The sequence below is a fragment of the Azonexus sp. genome (genome assembly GCF_030824335.1).
Classification (GTDB): domain Bacteria; phylum Pseudomonadota; class Gammaproteobacteria; order Burkholderiales; family Rhodocyclaceae; genus Azonexus.
This window is the reverse complement of record NZ_JAVBXX010000030.1, coordinates 1-19,424: the sequence shown is the minus strand read 5'-3', so window position 1 is coordinate 19,424 and position 19,424 is coordinate 1. Positions and strand designations below refer to the sequence as shown.

The following is a 19,424-nucleotide window of genomic DNA, read 5'->3' as shown; positions in this document are numbered from 1 at the left end:
GACGGGATCGGACTTATTTGCTCGGACTCATTTGCTCGGATACTCGACCAGGATGTCTTCGTCGCGCACGATCATCTGGCAGGCGAGGCGCCACTGGGTCGGCGGGATGTCATCGACGTACATCTGTTCGATTTCGGCCTTGGTGATGTGACCCAGTTCGGTCAGCGCAGCCACTTCGCGGACATTGAGCGGGCCGCCCATCGGACGGCGCTTGCCGTCAACCGATGAGACCTTGACCAGACAGGTGCCGCAGTTGCCTTCCTGGCAACCGAAGTCGATCGGGATGTGATGTTCCTTGGCCAGAGCCAGGATGGTCTGGGTGTGGCTGCCGGCGACGGCGTAGACCGTCTTGTCCTTGTGCATGGGGCTGCTGAAAGTGATGAGTGCCATTTTTTGGGTTCTCCAGAAGAGCGGGTTGAGTTGGATTTCTCTGTAGCGGTTGGCTGATTGGTTTTAGTCTTATGCGGGTTTCACGACGATGTCGCCGGAAAGAATCTGGGCCTGGCAGGCCAGGCGGTGGCCGCGCGGGGCCATGTTGTCCTTGAGTACCTGGTCTTCCAGTACGCTCGGCGGGGCGAGGTTTTCACCGCCGGAAATGATCTTGGTCAGGCAGGTGCAGCATTCGCCTTCGCGGCAGCCGTAGGTGATGCCGGCGCCGACTTTTTCGGACACTTCAATCAGGCGTGTACCGGCCGGCACGGTGACCGAAACGCCGATATCTTCGAAGGTGACTTTTGCTTTGGGCATGGTTTTTCCTCGTTATGCGGTCGACGCCTGTAATTGGCTGAAATCGATCTCGCGGTGTTCGACCTGGCCCGTCAGGTGACGGGCCAGTTGTTCGCCGAGCAGACGGCACTGTTCGAGCTCGCCGCTATCCGGCACCAGCTTGATGCGCAGGCCATCGACCGGCACGCGCAATTTGAGGCCGCGCAGGCGGTCCTCGATCAGCCGCACGGCTTCGCCGCTCCAGCCGTAGGAGCCGAAGGCGGCGCCGAGCTTGCCCTTGACGTTGACCGTGGTCAGCGACGACAACACGTCCCAGATCGGCTTGACCGCGTCGGCGTTGATCGTCGGGCTGCCGAAGGCCAGGCCGTCGGCTTCCTCGATCAGGTCGGTGAAAATGCCCGACTCGCCGCCTTCCAGGTCGTACAGCGAGACGCGCACGCCACCGATGGTTTCGGCGCCGGCGGCCAGCGCTTCGGCCATGCGCCGGGTGTTGCCGTAGGCGGAAATGTAGAAGACGACCAGCGTTTTTTCGCTGCGCGCTTCGTTGAACAGGCGCGGCGTCGCCAGTTCGCGGTAGCGATGCACGTAGTCGCGTGGCTGGTGGCGCAGGATGGGGCCGTGCGCCGGGGCGATCAGGTTGAGATCGAGCGGCTCGATCAACGCCACTGCGTCGAGCACGTACTCGCGGAAGGGGCGCATGATGTGCGCGTAGTAATACTCGAACGAGAAACGGAAGTCGCCGACCCGGTCGTTGAACAGCCGGGCATCGCAGAAATGGCAGCCGAAGATGTCGCCGGTAAACAGCAGGCCGTCTTCAACCAGGTAGGTGCATTGCGTATCCGGCCAGTGCAGGTAAGGCGTATGCAGGAAACGCAGTGTCCGGCCGCCGAGATCGACTTCGTCGTCGGTGGTCACCGGGATGTATTCGGGCGGCTTTTCGCCGGATGGCTTGAGCAGCGCCTTCAGCATCATCTGCGCCCGGCTGGACAGGTAGACCTTGGCCTGCGGGGCACGTTTCAGCAGTTCTGGCAGGGCACCGCTGTGATCCGGTTCCAGGTGGTTGAGGACGATGGTCGTGATTTCGTCGTAACGGGCTACCGATTCCAGACGACGGAAAAAGTCGTCGGCGAAGTTTTCCTTCACCGTGTCGATGATCGCCACGCCATGTTCGCCGCGCACGACATAGGCGTTGTAGCTGGTGCCGTTGGCGGTTTTGAGGATGATGTCGAAACTGCGCAGATGCGGGTCGAGGGCGCCCACCCAGTGGACGCCCGGGGCGATTTCTACCGCGTCTTTAGTGAGACCCGCAGCGACCATGGCCGCTTTCCTCTTCCGCTGCGTCGTGGGCATGGCTGCCGCAACTGCCATGACCTTCCGGGCCGTGCACGCAGGCTTCGATATTGCCTTCCGGCAACTCGACGTTATTCAGCCCGACCCAGGCGTCGACCGCAGCAATATCGAAACCGACCATCCGTTCGTCGCCGATTTCCATCAGCGGCCGGCGAATGAGCAGCGGGTTCTGCAGCAGCAGGTGCAAAGCGTCTTCCGCACCCAGATTTTCCGGGACGATTTCCCCGGCCTTGATCGCCGGGGCGGCAGGGTTGAACCATTCGGCGACAGGCAGTTTGCCGACGAATTTGAGCAGGTATTCTGCGGTCCACGCCTCATTTTTCAGACTTTTCGCCTGCACCGTGTGGCCGGCTGCAGCGAGCAGGGTTTTCTGGCGCAGATTGCCCTTGCAGCCGGGTTTTTCGTAAAACGTGATGACAGCCATCAGGCAGCTTCCTTCCACAGGCCGAATTGCTTCAGCTTTTCCATCGGGATGCCAGTCAATGAACCGGGCGGATTCAGGAAGGCCCCCAGTTCGTCGACGATGGCCATTTCAATCGGGCAGATCGCGGCGCATTGCGCGACCGCGTGATCGCCCAGACACTCGGTGCATTTGCTGTCGTCGATCAGGAAATGCGGCTTGTCTTCGTAGATCGCCTCGTTCGGGCAAACATCGACGCAAGCCCAGCAATTGACGCAGGATTCGGTGATTTGCAGTGCCATCTCAGGCCTCCTGAAGGGCCGCCCCGAAGGCGGCCTGCACCCCCTTGGGGGGCAGCGAACGTAGTAAGCGGGGGCTGTACATCACGCCACCTTTTTGTTGTCGACCGCAGGACTCAACTTGCCCGTCGCCGCGATTTCCTTGTACACCGCCAGCACGGCGTCCTCGATCGGCTCCATGGCGTGTTCGCCATTCGGCGCGATACCGGCGGCTTCCAGCTTGCCCCACGGCTCGTAACCGATCTTCGAACAGAGCACCACCTCGCAACCTTCGAGGATGCGGATGTTGCGTTCGAGCAGCGATTCCGTCGCGCCTTCGTCGACGATGTCGCCATCGCCGCAGGCATCCATGCCGCCGCAGTACAACTCGGTCTTGCGGTGGCCGATGAAGCGCACGCCAGCCGGTGAGGCTTCGTAAATCAGGAATTCGCGGGCATGACCAAAGTGTTCGGCAACGACGCCGTTCTTGCCGGCGACCGCCATCAGCACCGGCCGGGAATCAGCCGGGATGCCGACTTCCTCGACCTTCGGCGCGCTGCTGCCGCGCTTGGCTTCGAGTTGCTCGATGATCGAGTCGTGCACTTCCTTGCGGCGCACCATCGCGGCTTCGTAATCGACATCCATCACGTCGATCTTGTCCATCGTGAACTCGTCGCCGCGATCCTCGCCCAGCAGGCCGACCGCATCGGCGCGGCATTGGCGGCAGTGGCGCATCATCGCCATGTCGCCGGCGCAGGCATCCTGCAAGTCCTGAAGCATTTCCGGCGTCGGTTCCGGCTGCTCCATGATGCCGTAGTAGGTGCCGTGTTCCGGCTCGGCGATCAGCGGCATCACGTTGTGCAGGAAAGCACCCTTGGCTTTGACGATCTTCGAGACTTCCTTCAGATGCTCGTCATTGACGCCAGGGATCAGCACCGAATTGACCTTCACCAGGATGCCCCGGTCGGTCAGCATCTGCAGACCCTTCTGCTGCTGCTCGATGAGAATCCGCGCGCCTTCGATGCCGAAGATGCGTTTGTTCTCCCAGAAAATCCACGGATAAATCTTGGCGCCCACTTCCGGATCGACACAGTTGATGGTGATCGTCACGTGGTCGATGTTGTGCTTGGCGATTTCGTCGACGTACTGCGGCAAGGTCAGCCCGTTGGTCGATACGCACAGCTTGATGTCCGGAGCGCGCGCCGACAGCTGTTCGAAAGTCTCGAAGGTGCGCGCCGGGTTGGCCAGGGGGTCGCCGGGACCGGCGATGCCGAGTACCGTCATCTGCGGGATGGCGGCAGCGACAGCGAGCACTTTGTTGATCGCCTGCTTCGGCGTCAACAGTTCCGAAACGACGCCGGGGCGCGACTCGTTGGAACAGTCGTACTTGCGGTTGCAGTAGTTGCACTGGATGTTGCAGGCCGGGGCCACGGCAACGTGCATGCGGGCGAAGTAGTGATGCGCTTCTTCCGAATAGCAGGGATGGTCCTGCACCTTGGCCCGGATATGATCGGGCAAATGGCCCAACGCATCCGGTGCCGTGCCACAACCGCTGGATGAACAACCACCACCTTCGGCGGCCGGTGCGTTATTGCTGATGACGGGTAGTTCCACGATGAGGGCTCCACGAAAACGGTTCGGAGCTATTTCAGCAATCGTTGTGCCAGTAGGTTTTATTCTTTTATATCAATAACCTGTAAAAATCGTCACTAGCCCTTGTCGGGTCACTTGTCGCAAATCAGACAGAGACATCCAGCCATACTCTCCTGTCAGCTCGATTTCAATGTCCTCCCAGCTGCCCTCAATGTCATCCGATTTGCGCCGCACCATCTGACTGACCAGCCCGGCAATCACCTGTTGAATCCGTTCTTCAGCGAATGGCAGGACGTCTGCACAGTGGAAGTGCGCTTCCTCGGGTAAACTGCGCGGCGCAAAAGCATCAACACTTCAGTCGGCAACCCCGAACAAGTGTGTCACGGAGCCACTATGTCTTTACTTTCAGAGCTTGCAGGTCTCGCCCATTTGGAGTCCATGAGCGATTACAAGGTCAAGAACCCGCACCAAGGCTGGGCCGTACTCAGCATGTTCGGCCCCACTTCCGAGACCAGTCCCGCAGGGTTTTGGAAATTCCAGAGAGGATGCGACGAAGGCGAAGCCATTGAGCGCTTCTTAACCCAGTATCAAGGACGTGTGGAACTGGCGCTCGTCTCCGCAGAAGAAGTCGGCTTGGAATACATGGGGACTCCCGTGCAGGGGAAGAACGTCCTGGTCGTGCGCCCAATTTCTCGCGTTTGATGCCGTCGCCCTGGGCGGTTTAGGGTCAAGTCGTGTGAATGGCCTTTCGACAACGTTCGGGCAAGAGCGGTCAGTCAAATTCTTCGCCCACAGCGGCCCCACGAGCAACTTCCAGGTTAGGACGAGCGCTCTTTGGGGTTAGATTGCCGTTGCTATACTTACCGGATCTATGACCACATATACTTCGGGCCTGGGAGCCCGTTTGAAAACATGAGAATAGACTGCGGCTTGTGTGTGATTCGAGAATGGCAGACTCGCGATGCGGAGGAGCTAATTTCTGCGGCGAACAACCGAAAAATTTGGCTAAATCTCCAAGATCGGTTTCCCCATCCTTATACGGACGCCGATGCAAGCTCTTGGTTTTCCCACCTTCAAACGACGTCTGAACCGTCGCAGTGGGCCATTGAAGTTGATGGCGTTGCCGCTGGCGGCATTGGCGTTGACCTTGGTGAGGATATCTTCGTCAAAACAGGCCATTTCGGCTACTGGCTAGGAGAGCATTTCTGGGGGCGCGGGATTATGTCGGTAGCTGTGCGCATTGCTTCTCAATATTGCCTCAACCAATATAATTTGGAGCGCTTAGAGGCACCAGTATTTTCATGGAATCCCGCCTCAATGCGTGTTCTCGAAAAAGCTGGCTTCGTGCGCGAGGCCGTTCTCCACAAGAGCGCTTATAAAGACGGTCAGTTGATCGACCAGGTTCTTTATACACTTCTTCGACAACGTGAAATCAGGTTGAGCGGACTTGAATAATTGGAAACAAACAATACTGATCGCATTGATGGCTAGTCCAGGCTGTGTCGCAATCGCTTTGCTTGCTCTGCCTCTGTTTGCTAAATCGCAAAGTCTGCCGGTTCCAATTGAGACATTGCAGTTCGCCACAATGAGCCAAAGCTTTTTATTGGTCATCCTAGCAAGTGTCGCAGGCACAAGACTTGGTCCAATGGTAGGTCTTGGTGCTCCAGTCTTGTCTGCAATTGCAAATCGAGGTGACATGCTTTCAGCATCTCGCCCTCTGTGGATGCCCGGCGTCATCGGGGGACTGATTGGTGCCGTGGTGATTGTCGGATTCCACGCCTACTCGCCAAGCGAACTTGCCGCTACCCAGGGGAAAATGGCTATTCCACTGTCGGTCCGAGTCTTGTATGGCGGGATCACCGAAGAAGTCCTAGTTCGTTGGGGCCTGATGACCCTTCTAGTTTGGGTCGGTTGGCGCATTTTTCAGCAGGCGAGCGAAAAACCGCATTCGAGCGTGGTTTGGATGGCAATTTGTCTAAGCGCTTTGCTGTTCGGAGTTTCACACGTGCCGGCCACCGCAGCAATACTGGGCACAGTACCCGCGATGACTTTTGCCTACGTCGTGATTGTGAATGCGATTTTTGGAGTGGTAGCCGGTTGCCTCTATTGGCGGTACGGCTTGGAGGCTGCGATCATTGCCCATATTCTTGCTCATCTTCTAGCATATCTTGTCCGCGGATAATCGGATCCCAAACCTTTAACTTCCAAACGACGGCTTACTGAAAGCGCGATTGTCCGAAATCGGTTGATGGTGTTGAAAAACTCGCTTTCTGGTGGAAAGGGAGCTTGGGCCAAAAAATTCGACGCGCACAATCGCTCTGTATTCGACGATTTCGCCACCGGGAAGGTTTCGACATACCTTGGAAAAGCACGGTTTTGAGTTTTTCAACAGAATCGGTCGCTTCCAGCCCTTGGCCAAATTCCTCAACAAACCCCGCCTTGCCTAATCAATGCTGACCAAGAAACTGCTCAATCTTCTTCAACAAACTCCGACTATCTGGCGAGGTCAGGCTGGTGTAGGCCACCACTTCGCTGCCGTCGCGATTGATCAGGTATTTGTGGAAATTCCATTTCGGCGTGCTGCCGGTGCGTTCGGCCAATTGTTTATAGAACGCGTTGGCGCCCGGCCCTTTGACGATGGTTTTGGCGACCATTGGAAATTCGACGCCATAGGTCAGGCGGCAGAACTCTGCAATTTGCTTGTCGTTGCCCGGCTCCTGCTCGCCAAAATCGTTTGACGGAAAACCGAGTACGACCAGGCCGCGATCCTTCAGCCGGGCGTAGAGTTTTTCCAGCCCTTCATATTGCGAGGTGAAGGCACATTTGCTGGCGGTATTGACAACCAGAATGACCTTGCCTGCGTATTGGCAGAGCGGCATCGGTGAGCCGTCCTGCAGATTGACGAACTGATGATCCAGCAAGCCGGGACAGGCGGTTTGAGCCTGCGCCGGTGGCAGGGCGGAAAAAGCGAGAAGGCTGGATAAACCCAGTCGGCGCAGCCAGTTTGTTTTCATCACGACTCTCCTTTTCGTTCTGGACGAAGCAAGTCACCATCGGTGCCCAGTAAATGCTCCCGGTAACCCCGGCACGCATCGCGCAGGATGTGCAGGTGTTGCTGGTAGTTGCGGCAGCCTTTGCACATGGCCAGATGTATGCTCAGTTCGACGCGTTCGCCCAGGCCAAGTTCGCGGTCTTCGGCTTCCGACATGCGGTGGGTGGCGTCCTTGCAGTTCAACATGGGCGTTCTCCGGCGAGGAACCAGCCTTTTTCCAGGCAGTCGCGCAGGGCGCTGCGGGCGCGGTGCAGGATGACGTGGCAGTTGCTGGTGGTGATGCCGGCGGCGGCGCAGACTTCGCCGGTATCGAGTTCGAGGAATTCGCGCATCATGAAGACGCGCGCGGTGTTTTTCGGCAGGTGGGTCAGGCAGGCGTCGAAGATGGCCCAGAAGTGTTTTTCGCGCAGCGCGGCTTCGGGGTCGGCCCAGGCGGCTGGCCGGCACGCCGGTTGCCAGTGGGCATTTGCCTTGAACAGCGCGTCGAAGGTCTGGTCTATGTCGTCCTCGTCGTTGCCAAAGGCGGAGATCGGCGTCGTCCGGGATTGCTGGCGGATCAGGTCCACGATCTTGTGGCGCAGGATGCCGAAGACCCAGGTTTTCAGCGCCGAGCGCCCGGCGAAGTCCTTGCCGCCGGTGAGCGCGGCGGTCAGCGCATCCTGCACGGCGTCTTCAGCGAGCGTGGCGTCGCGCAACTGGAGTTGGGCGAAGGCCAGCATGTCACGGCGGACTTGTTCGACGAAGGCGTTGTCGATGAGGGCGGTGGGTGTGATGGCAGCCTCCATGGCACGGGCCGGAATGCGGCCATGGTAGCTCAACGCGCGGCGGCCAGCGCGGTGCTCAGGTTGGCGGGGTCGGTGTCGCCGGCCAGTCGGGCGACTTCCTTCTTGCCCTTGAAGACGATCAGCGTTGATTGCATGCGCACGCCGAGTTGGCGGCGCAGTTCGCGGGCATTGTCGTAGTCGACGACGAGCAGGCGGCCGGGCACGGTGGCGTCGCCGCGCCAGCCGTTGAAAACTTTTTCCTGCGCCCGGCAGGTCGGGCACCAGTCGGCATGGAAATGCAAGGCGACGGCCTTGCCCTGTGCCTGCTGCTCGGCAAAATCGGCGGGTGACCAGGGGGCGATGTCGAGCGCGTGGGCGAAACTGGCGGCAGTCGCAAAGGCGAGGCTGGCGAGGAGACGGATGGTTTTCATGGTGTAGCACCGGGTGAGATTAGGGGGTGAGGATTAGTCGGCGCAGGGGGCGCAAAACTTACACGGTACCGAGGACGATTCCTTGCCGGCGTAGGTCGTTGAGCAGGTCGACGCCGAAATCGACGAGACGTTGCGGGTCGGCGTGCTGCAGTTCGGCGGCGATCTGCCGGGAGGCGGCTTCGCCACTTTGCGGGCTTGCTGCCAGCAGCGTCAGCAGGCGGGCGGTGACCGGGTTGATTTCGCTGAAACGCACGATGTCCTCAGGATCGCGATGGATCAGCAGATGCGTCGCTGCCGGTCGGCGCGGTCGGTGGTCAGGGCCGATCCGGTGCACCGGCCAGGCGTAGGCGAGGTTGAATAGCACCGGGTTGAGGACCACCGGGCGGCTGCGCAGGTCGCCGGCCGGGTCGTGCACCGGAATTGCCGCATCGGCGATGTCGGCAGCCAGTTCGACCCATTCGTAATGCGCCAGTTCCGGTAGCCAGCGCGGCAGGCGCAGGCCCGGCGTTGTTGTCACGAAATGCACGAACTCGCGCGGGATTTCGCGGAACCACGGCGTGCGTAACGGCCAGTCGCGCAGGAAGCGGCGGGCCAGGCGCTGCCAGCGCGTTTCACCGAGGATGGTCCGGCACACCGGAAAGCCACTGTCGAGAAAACTGCGCAGGTTGTTGCCGACCAGTTCGTTGTAGACGGCCATGCCGCGAGCCGGAACACCGGGCGGGCGCGGCGTGCGTTGCGGGTCGCGCAGGTGGCGGGCGAAGGCGTGCTGGAAAGTCTGGAAGGCCATGATTCAGGCTGCCTTGCGCTGGATGGACGGGGCCGCAGCCTGCAGGCGGGCGATGATGTCGATTTCTGCGGTCAACGCGGCCAGATCGGGGAAATTGAAGTCGCGTTCGAGGCAGGTTGGTACGTCACCGCCGATGCGCGCGTAAGCATCGGCGAGCAGCGACCACACCGGGTCGATCACCGGCGCGCCGTGGGTGTCGATGATCAGCCCGTCCGGCTCGACGTAGTGGCCGGCGACATGGATGTAGCAGGTGCGCTTAAGAGGCAGCGCGGCGAGGAATTCATGCGCGTCGAAACCGAAGTTGCGGCTGTTCACGTAGATGTTGTTGACGTCGAGGTGGAGCAGGCAGTCGGCGGCTTCGACGACTGCGGTGATGAATTCGGCTTCGCTCATCTCGGCGCCGGGCGGCGCGACGTAGGTCGAAGCGTTCTCGATGCCGATGCGCTGGCCGAGGATGTCCTGCACCCGCTGGATGCGCTCGGCGGTCCAGCGCACTGCTGCCTCTGTCTGCGGGATCGGCAGCAAGTCGTAGAGTTGGCGGTCGTCGGCGCACCAGGAAAGGTGTTCGGTGTACAGCGTCATGCCGTGCTCGCGCATGAAATCGCGGATGCGGTGGAGCAGCGTCTCGTCGAGCGGCCCGGGGCCGCCCAGCGACAGCGACAACCCGTGGCAGACGAAGGGGTAGCGTTCGCTGAATTCGCGCAGTTGCCGCGCCGAACGCCCGCCCATGCCGGCCCAGTTTTCCGGGGCCAGTTCGAAGAAGTCGATGGCGGCCGGCATGCCGGCCTGCAGCGGGGCGATCAGCTCGCGCCGGAAACCGAGGCCGGCGCCGTGCGCGGTGCGGGCTTGCATCAGGCTTCTCCGCGTGCCGGGTAGTCTTTGGCCAGCACGAAGTCGATGGCGCCGAGCATGTCCTTGAAGTGCGGCCGCGCGAAGGGCATGGTCTGGACGTTGGCCCAGTACAGCGTCAGGTCGGGGCGGATCAGGAAAATGCCGGGTTCGGAAAAGCGGGCCGGTTCCTCGACGCCGGTCGAGGTCAGGCCGCGTCCGGTCGAGATGTACAGGCCCCAGGCGCGGGCGTCGGCTTCGGCCAGCCCATAACCGAGATCGAGGCGGTCGAGTGACCATTCGTCGGTGGCGCGGCGGGCGCGCTCCTGCGTGTCGGACGACAGCACCTTGACGGCTACGCCGCGCGCCGTGAAGTCATCATGCAGGCGGTTCAGTTCGCTCAGGTAAGTGCGGCACAGCGGGCAGTGGTAGCCACGGTAGAAGACCAGTAGCGTGAAATGTTGTGCATCACCAGCGGTGAGGCTCAGGCGGGCGCCGGAAAGCAGCGCTACGTCGAGCGCCGGGATGGGCTGGCGGGGCAGCAGGGATTGCGGCATGGCGGGATTCCTTCAAAAGGGCCGGTGGGTTTCACCGGCCCGGGGGACTAAGAATTTACTTGCTGGCACCACACTTGGCTTCACCGCATTTGCCGTCTTTCTTTTTATCGGCCGGCGTCTTGTCGGCACCGCACTTTCCTTCGGCCTTCTTGTCGGCGGCGCATTTGCCATCCTTTGTTTTCTCGGTGGCTTTCTTGCCGGCACCACACTTGGCCTCACCGCATTTGCCTTCCTTGCCCTTGGTATCGGCTTGCGCCAGTTGATAGCCGGCCGATAGTTGCTTGGCGGCGAAAGGATTGTCGGCCGCATGGGTGACCGGCGTCAGTGCGACGGCAGCGAAGGCGGAACCGATGGCCAGCGCGGTGAGTGTTTGTTTTTTCATGATGGTCTCCATTGAGGTGGGGGTGATGGCAGAAAGTCTGCCTGTTGTTTCGTCGGCGCAGGGGCCGCATTTCTTACAGAAAATTTCAGAACAGTGTGGTGACTCGGACCCATGAATCCGGCAAACGTTCGACTACGATCGCTTCCAGCCATTTGTCGGCACCGCTCAGGATGGCGATGCCGGTGAGCAACAACAGGATGCCGAATAGCGTCTTGATACGCTCAATGTGCTGCATGACCCAGCCGCGGGCGCGACCGAAGCCGGCGCGTGACGCGTAGGCCACAGCGACCAGCGGTATTGCCGCACCGGTGCCGAACAGACCGAGCACAAGGCCACCGCGCAGGGCGCCGCCTTCCGCCGCGACCAGGCTCAGCGCTGCGCCGAGCAGCGGGCCGGAGCAGGGGCTCCATACCAGCCCGAGGACTCCGCCAAGCAGGAAGGCGCCGCCCAGCGAGCCGCCATTGAAGCGTGACGATGCAGTATTGGCCTGGCTGGCGATGGGCAGCATCCAGGCGGTGAAGCGTGCATTGAGCGCCGGCACCAGCATGACCAGACCAAAGGTCAGCAGCAGTACGCCACCGAAAGTGCGTACATGCTCGCCGTCGATGCCGAGTGCCGGGCCGAGCGCGCCGAGCAATATGCCGATCAGTGCAAACGACAGCGCCATGCCGACGCCCATTGCCACTGGCGCCAGCCGGTTCTGCTGGACAGCGCCGCCGACCACCAGCGGCAACACGGGAAAGACGCAGGGCGAGAGTGTGGTCAGGCTGCCGGCCAGCAAGGCAAGGCCGAGGACGGCCGGGGAAAGGGTTTCGAGCATGATTTCTCCTGGGTTTGGAGATTGGTCGTGGCAGCGGGGGGATTTCTTACACCGGCGGTACACGCATGCCCGTAGTTCAATCGATAATCGGCCGGTCGAAAAGTTATCGGGGACATGAATGCTGATCACCTTGTTCGGCAGCACCGGACGGACGCGTTTGTGGGTTACGGCGCTGGCCTTGGTCGTCCTGGCCGCCGTGCTGCTGGTGTTTCGGGCTGGCGGTGGATTTTTCCACGATAGCCAGCGCAGTGTCGTGCAGGCGCAGAAGGCGGCGGGCTTCGTTCCGGTCGGTACCTTTGGCAAGCCGGAATGGCCGGCACTGATCGTCGGCCGCGACCGCGGTATCGGCGAGGTCGACTTCGTCACGAGCGATGGCCAGCCACACCGTTATCGCGGTTTCAGCGGTGCCATGCAGGCCCTGCATTTTCGCAGCCTGAGCGGTCGTGCTTTCACGCTGGTTTTCCACCAGCACAGCGGCAAACGCGACCCACTCGCCCACTAGACGCCAGCATTGTCGCGATCCCGACATGCCTTGCGTTTCTCAATATGTTGATTTTAAAAGCATAGTTTGTGGCGTCGGTTTTGCTTGGCTGTCACCCATGAAAACCTATCTCGACTGGTCGGCCTACGACACCTATGGCGTCGGCGACGCTTACGCCGGCATTCCGGCGACCGGCGGCAACTATGCCAAGGCCGTTGCCGTGTGCATGAACAATCACCAGTGCCAGCGCGACGGCAAGGGCGTGATGTGTCCGAGCTATCGCATCACGCACGATCCGGCGCATTCGACCGGGGCGCGGGTCAAGGCGTTCAAAGCGGCGCTCAATGGCGAGTTTGGCGACGACCCGTTCGCCCATCCCGATCTGGTCGCGGCGATGGATCTGTGCGTGTCGTGCAAGGGCTGCAAGAAGGAATGCCCGAGCGCCGTAGACATGACGCTGATCAAGACCGAATACCTGGCGCAGAAGAATGCCCGTCTTGGTGTTTCGCGGCGGACCCGGCTGTTCGCCGCCTTGCCGCGCTGGCTGCACGAAAGGCGGCCGACGCTGCAGGCGCTGGTGCGGCTGCGCAACGCTTCGCCTTGGGTGGCGAAGCTGGCCGAGCGCTGGCTGGGTATTGCAGCGCAACGGCCAATCCCGGCAATCGTGGCTGACGGTTTTCGTGCCGAAAGCGCAGAATCCTGCGGTCAACGCGGCAAAGTGCTGCTTTTTGTCGATACCTTCACGCATTACTACACGCCGGAAATTGCCGAGGCGGCGATCAAGGTATTGCGCGCCGGCGGTTATGCGGTCGACGTGCTCGAACCGGCAAAAACCGATGCCGAACCCGAACGTCCGCTGTGTTGTGGCCGTACCTATCTGTCGCAGGGCATGGTCGATGAGGCCAAAGTGGAAGCGCAGCGGGTCATGGCGGCGCTGGCTCCAGCGCTGGCCGCCGGCACGCCGATCATCGGCCTGGAGCCCTCCTGCCTGTTGGCGTTGCGCGACGAGTTCTACAGCCTCGGACTCGGTCCCGAGGTCGGTCAACTATCGAAACAGGCCTTCCTGTTCGAGGAGTTCCTGATGCGCGAAGGCAACAAGGGACTGAAACTCGACTTGAAGCCGATTCCCGGCGGCCGGGCCGTCGTGCATGGGCATTGTCACCAGAAGGCCTTCGGCGCGATGAAGTCGGTCAAAAAAGTGCTCGGCTGGATTCCAGAATTCGAGTTCGACATCGTCGATGCCAGTTGTTGCGGCATGTCCGGCAGTTTCGGGCTGGAGGCCGAGCATTACGAAGCCTCGCGCCAGATGGGCGAACTGGCCTTGCTGCCGGCGGTGCGTGCGGCGCCGGATGACGCCTTGATCGTTGCCGACGGTTTTTCCTGCCGGCACCAGATCAAGGACGGTAGCGGGCGTGATGCGGTGCACGTTGCGGTGTTGCTGGCTCATGCGCTGGGCTAGCGTTCTCCGCCGTTTTCCAGGCCGGATACTTTCCCTTGATGCTTGATGTCATTGCTAAAGTCCCTCTTATAATGAAGGGAAAAGACCTGCGACACGAATTTCGTTGGCGTGACTCAAATATCAGGAGACGTAATCGAAATGGGGACTTTCAAGGTTGATGATCCCGTTGTGGTGAAGTGGTATCCAGGGCGTCTGGATAGTGGCGTCACGCCGGATCTGGCCAGCAGCAGGGCGCCTAACGCCGTATCGGATACGCACGTGGCTTCGCTGATCGATATCAAAGCCTTGAGCACCTTGCTTGACGATTTGACGCTGCTGGTTGGCATGCCGACTGCGCTGCTTGATCCCTCCGGCAATATTCTCCAGAGCGCCGGTTGGCAAAAAGCCTGCACGGCCTTTCACCGGGCCACACCCAGTTCGTGTGCCAATTGCACCGAGAGCGACCTGTTTCTGTCCAGCCATCTGAAAGAAGGCGAGTTCATCGATTACAAATGCAAGAACGGTTTGTGGGATGTCGTGACGCCGGTCTTCGTCGGCACGGAACATCTGGGGAATCTTTATTGCGGGCAGTTTTTTTACGATGACGACGAAATCGACGACGCCTTCTTCATCGCCCAGGCCGAACGCTATGGTTTCGACAAGATAGCCTATCTGGAAGCCATCCACGACATGCCGCGCTTCAGTCGCGAACGCGTGCGCCGGATCATGGGGCTCATCGTCGGTCTGGCATCTTATCTGTCCCATCTTTCGCTGACTAACCTGCGCCTTAATGAAAGTCGCAGTCAGATGGAAACCCTGATCAACGCGCTACCCGATCCGGTTTGGCTGAAAGATACGGAAGGCACCTTCATGGCGTGCAACCAGGCGTTCAGCCGCTTGTTTGGTGCCCCGGCCAGCGAGATCATCGGGCGGACGGATTACGACTTTACGTCGCAGGAACTGGCCGATTTTTTCCGCCAAAAAGATCAGGAAGCCCTGCTGGCCGGTGAGCCGAAGCTCAATGAAGAGTGGCTGATTCACGCCGAGAGTGGGCAGGTCATTTTCCTCGAAACCATCAAGACGCCGATGCCCGGATTCAACGGGCAGGTGATTGGCGTGCTGGGGATCGGTCGCGACATGACGGACCGCAAGCGGGTTGAAAACAACCTGCATCTGATGTCCCGGGTCTTTTCCAATAGTGGTGAAGCCATCCTGATCACCGACGCGAACAACCGGATTCTTGCCGTCAATCATGAATTCACCAAGCTGACCGGCTACAGTCAGGAAGAAGCCATCGGCCAGGACCCCCGTATGTTGTCGGCGGGGAATACGACGCCGGAAATATATCGCGACATGTGGGCCGCGCTGGAAAGCAGCGATCATTGGCAGGGCGAACTTTGGGATCGACGCAAAACCGGTGAGCCGTATCCGAAACGCTTGTCGATTTCCGTCGTGCGCGACAATGCCGGCAAGATCGTCAATTACATCGGTGCCTTCGAAGACATCACGGATCGCAAGGCGGCAGAAGACAAGATCCTGTTTTTGGCCCATCACGATGCGTTGACCGGGCTACCCAACCGTTTCAGCCTTTACCAGCGCCTGGAGCAGGGCATGGTTTTTGCGCGACGTTACGGCAAGTCGCTGGCTGTCATGTTGATCGACCTCGATCATTTCAAGACGATCAACGATACGCTCGGCCACAACGTGGGCGACCAGTTGCTGGTTCTGGTAGCGAAACGCCTGCAGCAGGCGGTGCGCGAGAGCGATATCGTGGCTCGCCTGGGGGGCGACGAATTTGTCGTGGTACTGGCCGGAATTGACAGCGAAAGCGACGTTGCTGAAATCGCCGGCAAGATCGTGACGCAGCTTGCCGCACCCTATCGCATTGCCGGTACTGAGCTGCGCACCTCGCCCAGTGTTGGCATCTGTTTTTATCCCGAAGATGCCGGTGAGACCAGTGAGCTGATCAAAAATGCCGATATCGCCATGTACCACGCGAAAGCCTCGGGACGCGGCAACTACCAGTTCTATACCGAAGCCATGCGGGCAGAGGTGGCGGAGCGCGTGACGGTCGAGCATGAACTGGAAATCGCGCTGGAAAAAGGGCAGTTCGTGCTGCATTACCAGCCTCAGGTCGAACCGCATACCGGTCGCGTGGTTGGCGTCGAGGCGCTGGTGCGCTGGCAGCATCCGGCGCGCGGCATGGTTTTTCCCGGCGACTTCATCGCGCTGGCCGAAGAAACCCGACTGATTGTTCCGCTGGGTAAATGGGTGCTCGAAGAAGCGTGCCAGCAATTGAAATTGTGGCGCGAAGCGGGTTTGTCCGATCTGCACATGTCGGTCAATCTGAGTCCGGCCCAATTCCAGGACAAGAACCTGCCCGCCCTGGTCAGGCAGGCCATCGAAAAATTCGCCTTGCCGACCGATCTGCTGCATCTGGAAATCACCGAATCGATGGCCATGTGCAATCCGGAAGAGAACATCATCATGATGCAGGCGCTGGCCGATATCGGCGTCAAACTGGCGCTCGACGATTTCGGTACCGGCTATTCGTCGCTGGCCTATCTGAAGCTGTTTCCCATCGACATCATCAAGATCGACCGTTCCTTCGTGAAGGATATCGAGACCGATGAAAACGACGCGGCCATTTGTGAAATGACCATGTTGCTGGCCCAGAAGCTGGGCATGCAAGTGATCGCTGAAGGCGTCGAAACCGAGGCCCAGCTTGAATTCGTCTCGCGTATCGGATGCCAGTGGATCCAGGGCTATCTGTTCAGCAAGCCGCTGGCGGCGGATGTGGCCAAGGATTACATCCTGGGGTTCCGGTATCCACAGGGACGCAGCGAAACCTAGTCGTTTCAGGCGTCGAAGTGCATGCTCAGGCTGGCTAGCGCTTTCGGCAGCGGCAGGTTTTCTTCGGTTTCGATGATGCCGGGCACCGGATGCGGGTATTCGTAGAACACGCCGTAGGTGCCGGGGCGCTGGCCGTGCAGGTAGATGTGGGCGCGCAGGTTCACCAGTTCGCTGTGGTAGAGCGTGACGATGCACGGATCGGCACCGTCGTCGGGGGCGACATCGCAGCTGGTGCCGACTTTTTCATCGAGCGAGACGAGCAAGCGGCGTAGCGAACGATCCTTGGGCAGGGACCAGGGATTGGTATTCATGGCAGCAAGGCCGGTTTGATTATTTCCAGCCAGGCATCGATGCGTTGTTCAGTGAGCAGGCCCTGGTGGTGCTGGTCGATGGCCAGCCCGAGGAAGTGCTCGCCGTCGACCGCCTGCGAGGCGTTGAATTCGTAGCCGGCTGTCGGCCAGCGACCGACGACACGGGCGCCGCCGGCAACGAAGGCATCGTGCAGGATGCCGATGGCGTCGACGAATTCATCCGGGTATTTCTTCTGGTCGCCGAGGCCGAAGATGGCGATGGTCTTGCCGCTCAGATCGGCGCCGGCCAGTTGCGGCAGGAATTCTTCCCAGCTCGGCTGGGTCAGCCCGGTCGATTCGCCGGGTAGTTCGCCGTCGCCGAGCGTCGGGCTGCCGACGATCAGGCAGTCAAGGGCGAGGAAATCGGCCAGCGTCGTGCGCCCGATATTGACCGGGGTGGCCGCAGCGTCGCCGAGTTTCTTGGCGATCTGCTTGGCCACCAGCCGCGTGCGGCCGGTGTCGGTGCCGAAGAAAATGCCGATTTTTCCCATTTTTCAGGCGTCGACCGCAATATTCTGCGTCAATTCCTCGGGCAGCACGCCGACCGGGTCGCCGAGCAGGTCATCCGGGCCGCTTTCGAAGCGCACCAGGTAGATTTCCTGTTCCGGATTCAACTCGGTGTGGCCGAAATGCACGACTACGCCACGCGCGCCGGCCGGGACGAGCAGGCCGTCTTCATCGTCGACGCCGGGCATGCCGCCATCGTTGTAGATGTTTTCCGCGGCGAACACCATGTCGCCGATTTCGTATTGGACGGTTTCCATGATCTCAGGCCCAGACGTCGGCCGGCGCCAGCAGGCGCTCGACCGGTTGATCGAACATCAGGTGTTCGTCGATGATGGTGCCGACATCTTCCGGCTTGACGCCGACGTACATCGTACCTTCCGGGTAGATGATGACGCTGGTGCCGAGATGGCAGGGGCCGAGGCAGCCGGTGTTGGTCAGCTGGAAGCCGGAAGCCCACAGGTTGCGGGCGGTGAACTCGTCCGAGAAGGCCTGCCAGGTCGGGCCGCAGCCTTTTTCCTGACAAGACCCGCGCGGGTGGCCGGCCGGGCGACCCTGGGTGCAGACGAGGACGTGTTTCTTGGGTTTTGGCATGCTGTTCTCCTGAATGATGGGAGAACCCTTGCAAGGGAAGTGCCAGCTATAAATGCCATTGAATCAATGGCTTGTTGTTATATCGCGTTGTTGCCTTTGCGACAATGCGGACAAAAAAGAGGCCGCTGACTGGCGGCCTCTGATGCTTCTGCGGTCAACGGTGAAAAATCAGCCTTTTTCCGGCAATACGATATTGACTTCCAATACCTCGTAATTGCCCTGTTTTTCCAGCGAAACGCGGATGTCTTCGGTATTGACCTTGACGTACTTGGAAATCACGGCGATCAACTCACGCTGCAGGTCAGGCAGGAAATTGACGCTGCTGCCGCCGCCGTCGCGTTCGTGCGCGATGATCAGTTGCAGTCGTTCCTTGGCCACCTGGGCCGTTTTCGGCTGGTTGCCGAACAGTTTCTGGAGCCAGGACATTTTATTTGCCTCCGAACAGGCGCTTCAGCAGGCCCGGCTTGACGTAGTCGACGAAGCGCAGCGGTTTGTCTTCGCCGAGGAAGCGGGAGATGACGTCCTGGTAGGCTTCGGCGGCGTCGGTTTCCTTCTGGTGGATGACCGGCGAGCCCTGGTTGGAGGCTTGCAGCACTTCTTCCGATTCCGGAATGACGCCGATGATGGCGACCCGCAGGATTTCCTGGATGTCCTTGTACGACAGCATTTCGCCGGCTTCGACGCGGGTCGGGTTGTAGCGGGTGATCAGCAGATGTTCCTTGACCGGTTCGCGGTTTTCGATGGCGCGCCGCGACTTGGCCTGCAGGATGCCGAGAATGCGGTCGGAGTCGCGCACCGATGAGACTTCCGGATTGGTCACGACGATGGCTTCGTCAGCGAAGGTCAGCGCCATCACGGCGCCGGTTTCAATGCCGGCCGGCGAATCGCAGATGATGAAATCGAAGGCCTGGTGTTCCAGTTCCTTCAGGACTTTTTCCACGCCTTCTTCGGTCAACGCGTCCTTGTCGCGGGTTTGCGAGGCCGGTAGCACATACAGGTTGTCGCAATGCTTGTCCTTGATCAGCGCTTGGGTCAGCGTGGCTTCACCGTTGATGACATTGACCAGATCATAGACGACACGGCGTTCGCAACCCATGATCAGGTCGAGATTGCGCAGGCCCACGTCGAAGTCGATGACGGCGGTTTTGTAGCCGCGCAGCGCGAGGCCAGTGGAGAAGCTGGCGCTGGTGGTGGTCTTGCCGACCCCGCCCTTGCCGGAAGTTACGACGATGATTC

At 60.3% G+C, this 19,424-nt stretch carries 28 protein-coding genes; 6 read left to right on the top strand and 22 right to left on the bottom strand.

The window, feature by feature from the left end; translation table 11 throughout:
* Window positions 1–27 precede the first annotated feature (27 nt).
* The 7 genes from RCI20_RS15035 to RCI20_RS15005 form a co-directional block, all read right to left on the bottom strand.
* The gene (locus RCI20_RS15035; protein ID WP_306606892.1) at window positions 28–390 is read right to left on the bottom strand and encodes a 2Fe-2S iron-sulfur cluster-binding protein; all 363 of its coding nucleotides are present in this window, start codon (window positions 388–390) and stop codon (window positions 28–30) included.
* A gap of 69 nt (window positions 391–459) precedes the next feature.
* Complete coding sequence (locus RCI20_RS15030; protein WP_306606891.1) at window positions 460–747, bottom strand: 2Fe-2S iron-sulfur cluster-binding protein; 288 nt, start codon at window positions 745–747, stop codon at window positions 460–462.
* 12 nt (window positions 748–759) lie between these two features.
* Entirely contained in the window at window positions 760–2,043 is a 1,284-nt protein-coding gene (locus RCI20_RS15025; protein WP_306606889.1) for an FprA family A-type flavoprotein, read from the bottom strand.
* Window positions 2,021–2,500, bottom strand: coding sequence for an ArsC/Spx/MgsR family protein (locus RCI20_RS15020; RefSeq protein ID WP_306606887.1), 480 nt, complete (start codon window positions 2,498–2,500; stop codon window positions 2,021–2,023). Before RCI20_RS15020 ends, RCI20_RS15025 begins: the two co-directional genes overlap by 23 nt.
* The gene (locus tag RCI20_RS15015) at window positions 2,500–2,778 is read right to left on the bottom strand and encodes a 4Fe-4S binding protein (protein WP_306606885.1); all 279 of its coding nucleotides are present in this window, start codon (window positions 2,776–2,778) and stop codon (window positions 2,500–2,502) included. The genes RCI20_RS15020 and RCI20_RS15015 overlap by 1 nt, the downstream gene beginning before the upstream one ends.
* Before the next feature lie 81 nt (window positions 2,779–2,859).
* On the bottom strand, window positions 2,860–4,368 hold the full coding sequence (gene nifB, locus RCI20_RS15010; RefSeq protein WP_306606883.1) for a nitrogenase cofactor biosynthesis protein NifB: 1,509 nt from the start codon (window positions 4,366–4,368) through the stop codon (window positions 2,860–2,862).
* 72 nt (window positions 4,369–4,440) lie between these two features.
* Window positions 4,441–4,608, bottom strand: a complete 168-nt coding sequence (locus tag RCI20_RS15005) for a hypothetical protein (protein WP_306606881.1) — start codon at window positions 4,606–4,608, stop codon at window positions 4,441–4,443.
* Between the two features lie 177 nt (window positions 4,609–4,785).
* Between RCI20_RS15005 and RCI20_RS15000 the strand changes: the two genes are divergently transcribed.
* The 3 genes from RCI20_RS15000 (at window position 4,786) to RCI20_RS14990 (ending at window position 6,529) form a co-directional block, all read left to right on the top strand.
* A complete protein-coding gene (locus RCI20_RS15000) occupies window positions 4,786–5,049 on the top strand; it encodes a hypothetical protein (RefSeq protein WP_306606879.1) in 264 nt (87 codons plus the stop codon).
* Window positions 5,050–5,259: 210 nt separating this feature from the next.
* Window positions 5,260–5,802, top strand: a complete 543-nt coding sequence (locus RCI20_RS14995) for a GNAT family N-acetyltransferase (RefSeq protein ID WP_306606877.1) — start codon at window positions 5,260–5,262, stop codon at window positions 5,800–5,802.
* Entirely contained in the window at window positions 5,795–6,529 is a 735-nt protein-coding gene (locus tag RCI20_RS14990) for a CPBP family intramembrane glutamic endopeptidase (protein ID WP_306606875.1), read from the top strand. Before RCI20_RS14995 ends, RCI20_RS14990 begins: the two co-directional genes overlap by 8 nt.
* Before the next feature lie 265 nt (window positions 6,530–6,794).
* Here the strand turns inward: RCI20_RS14990 and RCI20_RS14985 are convergent, their stop codons facing one another.
* The 9 genes from RCI20_RS14985 to RCI20_RS14945 form a co-directional block, all read right to left on the bottom strand.
* Window positions 6,795–7,361: a glutathione peroxidase gene (locus tag RCI20_RS14985; protein ID WP_306606873.1), complete on the bottom strand. Its 567-nt coding sequence runs from the start codon at window positions 7,359–7,361 to the stop codon at window positions 6,795–6,797.
* Window positions 7,361–7,585: a zf-HC2 domain-containing protein gene (locus RCI20_RS14980; RefSeq protein ID WP_306606871.1), complete on the bottom strand. Its 225-nt coding sequence runs from the start codon at window positions 7,583–7,585 to the stop codon at window positions 7,361–7,363. The genes RCI20_RS14985 and RCI20_RS14980 overlap by 1 nt, the downstream gene beginning before the upstream one ends.
* Window positions 7,579–8,217: a sigma-70 family RNA polymerase sigma factor gene (locus RCI20_RS14975; RefSeq protein WP_306606868.1), complete on the bottom strand. Its 639-nt coding sequence runs from the start codon at window positions 8,215–8,217 to the stop codon at window positions 7,579–7,581. Before RCI20_RS14975 ends, RCI20_RS14980 begins: the two co-directional genes overlap by 7 nt.
* Window positions 8,214–8,594: a thioredoxin family protein gene (locus RCI20_RS14970; RefSeq protein ID WP_306606866.1), complete on the bottom strand. Its 381-nt coding sequence runs from the start codon at window positions 8,592–8,594 to the stop codon at window positions 8,214–8,216. The genes RCI20_RS14975 and RCI20_RS14970 overlap by 4 nt, the downstream gene beginning before the upstream one ends.
* 58 nt (window positions 8,595–8,652) lie before the next feature.
* Window positions 8,653–9,381 carry a DUF2063 domain-containing protein gene (locus RCI20_RS14965; protein ID WP_306606864.1) on the bottom strand — a complete coding sequence of 243 codons (729 nt, stop codon included), beginning with the start codon at window positions 9,379–9,381 and terminating at the stop codon, window positions 8,653–8,655.
* 3 nt (window positions 9,382–9,384) lie between these two features.
* Entirely contained in the window at window positions 9,385–10,233 is an 849-nt protein-coding gene (locus RCI20_RS14960; protein ID WP_306606862.1) for a DUF692 domain-containing protein, read from the bottom strand.
* A complete protein-coding gene (locus tag RCI20_RS14955; protein ID WP_306606860.1) occupies window positions 10,233–10,766 on the bottom strand; it encodes a peroxiredoxin-like family protein in 534 nt (177 codons plus the stop codon). The genes RCI20_RS14960 and RCI20_RS14955 overlap by 1 nt, the downstream gene beginning before the upstream one ends.
* Before the next feature lie 55 nt (window positions 10,767–10,821).
* The gene (locus RCI20_RS14950; RefSeq protein ID WP_306606858.1) at window positions 10,822–11,148 is read right to left on the bottom strand and encodes a hypothetical protein; all 327 of its coding nucleotides are present in this window, start codon (window positions 11,146–11,148) and stop codon (window positions 10,822–10,824) included.
* Between the two features lie 85 nt (window positions 11,149–11,233).
* Window positions 11,234–11,968 carry a cytochrome c biogenesis CcdA family protein gene (locus RCI20_RS14945; protein ID WP_306606856.1) on the bottom strand — a complete coding sequence of 245 codons (735 nt, stop codon included), beginning with the start codon at window positions 11,966–11,968 and terminating at the stop codon, window positions 11,234–11,236.
* A gap of 118 nt (window positions 11,969–12,086) precedes the next feature.
* On the opposite strand from RCI20_RS14945, the gene RCI20_RS14940 reads away from it, so the two are divergent.
* From RCI20_RS14940 to RCI20_RS14930, 3 genes are all read left to right on the top strand, one after another.
* Window positions 12,087–12,470 (top strand): hypothetical protein, encoded by a 384-nt coding sequence (locus RCI20_RS14940; protein ID WP_306606854.1) that lies wholly within the window; start codon window positions 12,087–12,089, stop codon window positions 12,468–12,470.
* Window positions 12,471–12,567: 97 nt separating this feature from the next.
* A complete protein-coding gene (locus RCI20_RS14935) occupies window positions 12,568–13,908 on the top strand; it encodes a (Fe-S)-binding protein (RefSeq protein WP_306606852.1) in 1,341 nt (446 codons plus the stop codon).
* A gap of 138 nt (window positions 13,909–14,046) precedes the next feature.
* Window positions 14,047–16,740 carry an EAL domain-containing protein gene (locus tag RCI20_RS14930; RefSeq protein WP_306606850.1) on the top strand — a complete coding sequence of 898 codons (2,694 nt, stop codon included), beginning with the start codon at window positions 14,047–14,049 and terminating at the stop codon, window positions 16,738–16,740.
* 5 nt (window positions 16,741–16,745) lie between these two features.
* Here RCI20_RS14930 and RCI20_RS14925 read toward each other — a convergent pair whose 3' ends face one another.
* From RCI20_RS14925 to minD, 6 genes are all read right to left on the bottom strand, one after another.
* On the bottom strand, window positions 16,746–17,051 hold the full coding sequence (locus RCI20_RS14925; protein WP_306606848.1) for a hypothetical protein: 306 nt from the start codon (window positions 17,049–17,051) through the stop codon (window positions 16,746–16,748).
* Complete coding sequence (locus RCI20_RS14920) at window positions 17,048–17,581, bottom strand: flavodoxin (RefSeq protein ID WP_306606846.1); 534 nt, start codon at window positions 17,579–17,581, stop codon at window positions 17,048–17,050. The genes RCI20_RS14925 and RCI20_RS14920 overlap by 4 nt, the downstream gene beginning before the upstream one ends.
* Before the next feature lie 3 nt (window positions 17,582–17,584).
* Window positions 17,585–17,854 carry a nitrogen fixation protein NifZ gene (locus RCI20_RS14915; protein WP_306606844.1) on the bottom strand — a complete coding sequence of 90 codons (270 nt, stop codon included), beginning with the start codon at window positions 17,852–17,854 and terminating at the stop codon, window positions 17,585–17,587.
* Between the two features lie 4 nt (window positions 17,855–17,858).
* The gene (locus tag RCI20_RS14910; protein WP_306606842.1) at window positions 17,859–18,188 is read right to left on the bottom strand and encodes a ferredoxin; all 330 of its coding nucleotides are present in this window, start codon (window positions 18,186–18,188) and stop codon (window positions 17,859–17,861) included.
* A 168-nt stretch (window positions 18,189–18,356) separates the two neighbouring features.
* Window positions 18,357–18,614: a cell division topological specificity factor MinE gene (gene minE / locus RCI20_RS14905; protein WP_306606840.1), complete on the bottom strand. Its 258-nt coding sequence runs from the start codon at window positions 18,612–18,614 to the stop codon at window positions 18,357–18,359.
* 1 nt (window position 18,615) lies between these two features.
* On the bottom strand, window positions 18,616–19,422 hold the full coding sequence (gene minD / locus RCI20_RS14900) for a septum site-determining protein MinD (protein WP_306606838.1): 807 nt from the start codon (window positions 19,420–19,422) through the stop codon (window positions 18,616–18,618).
* Window positions 19,423–19,424: the final 2 nt, after the last annotated feature.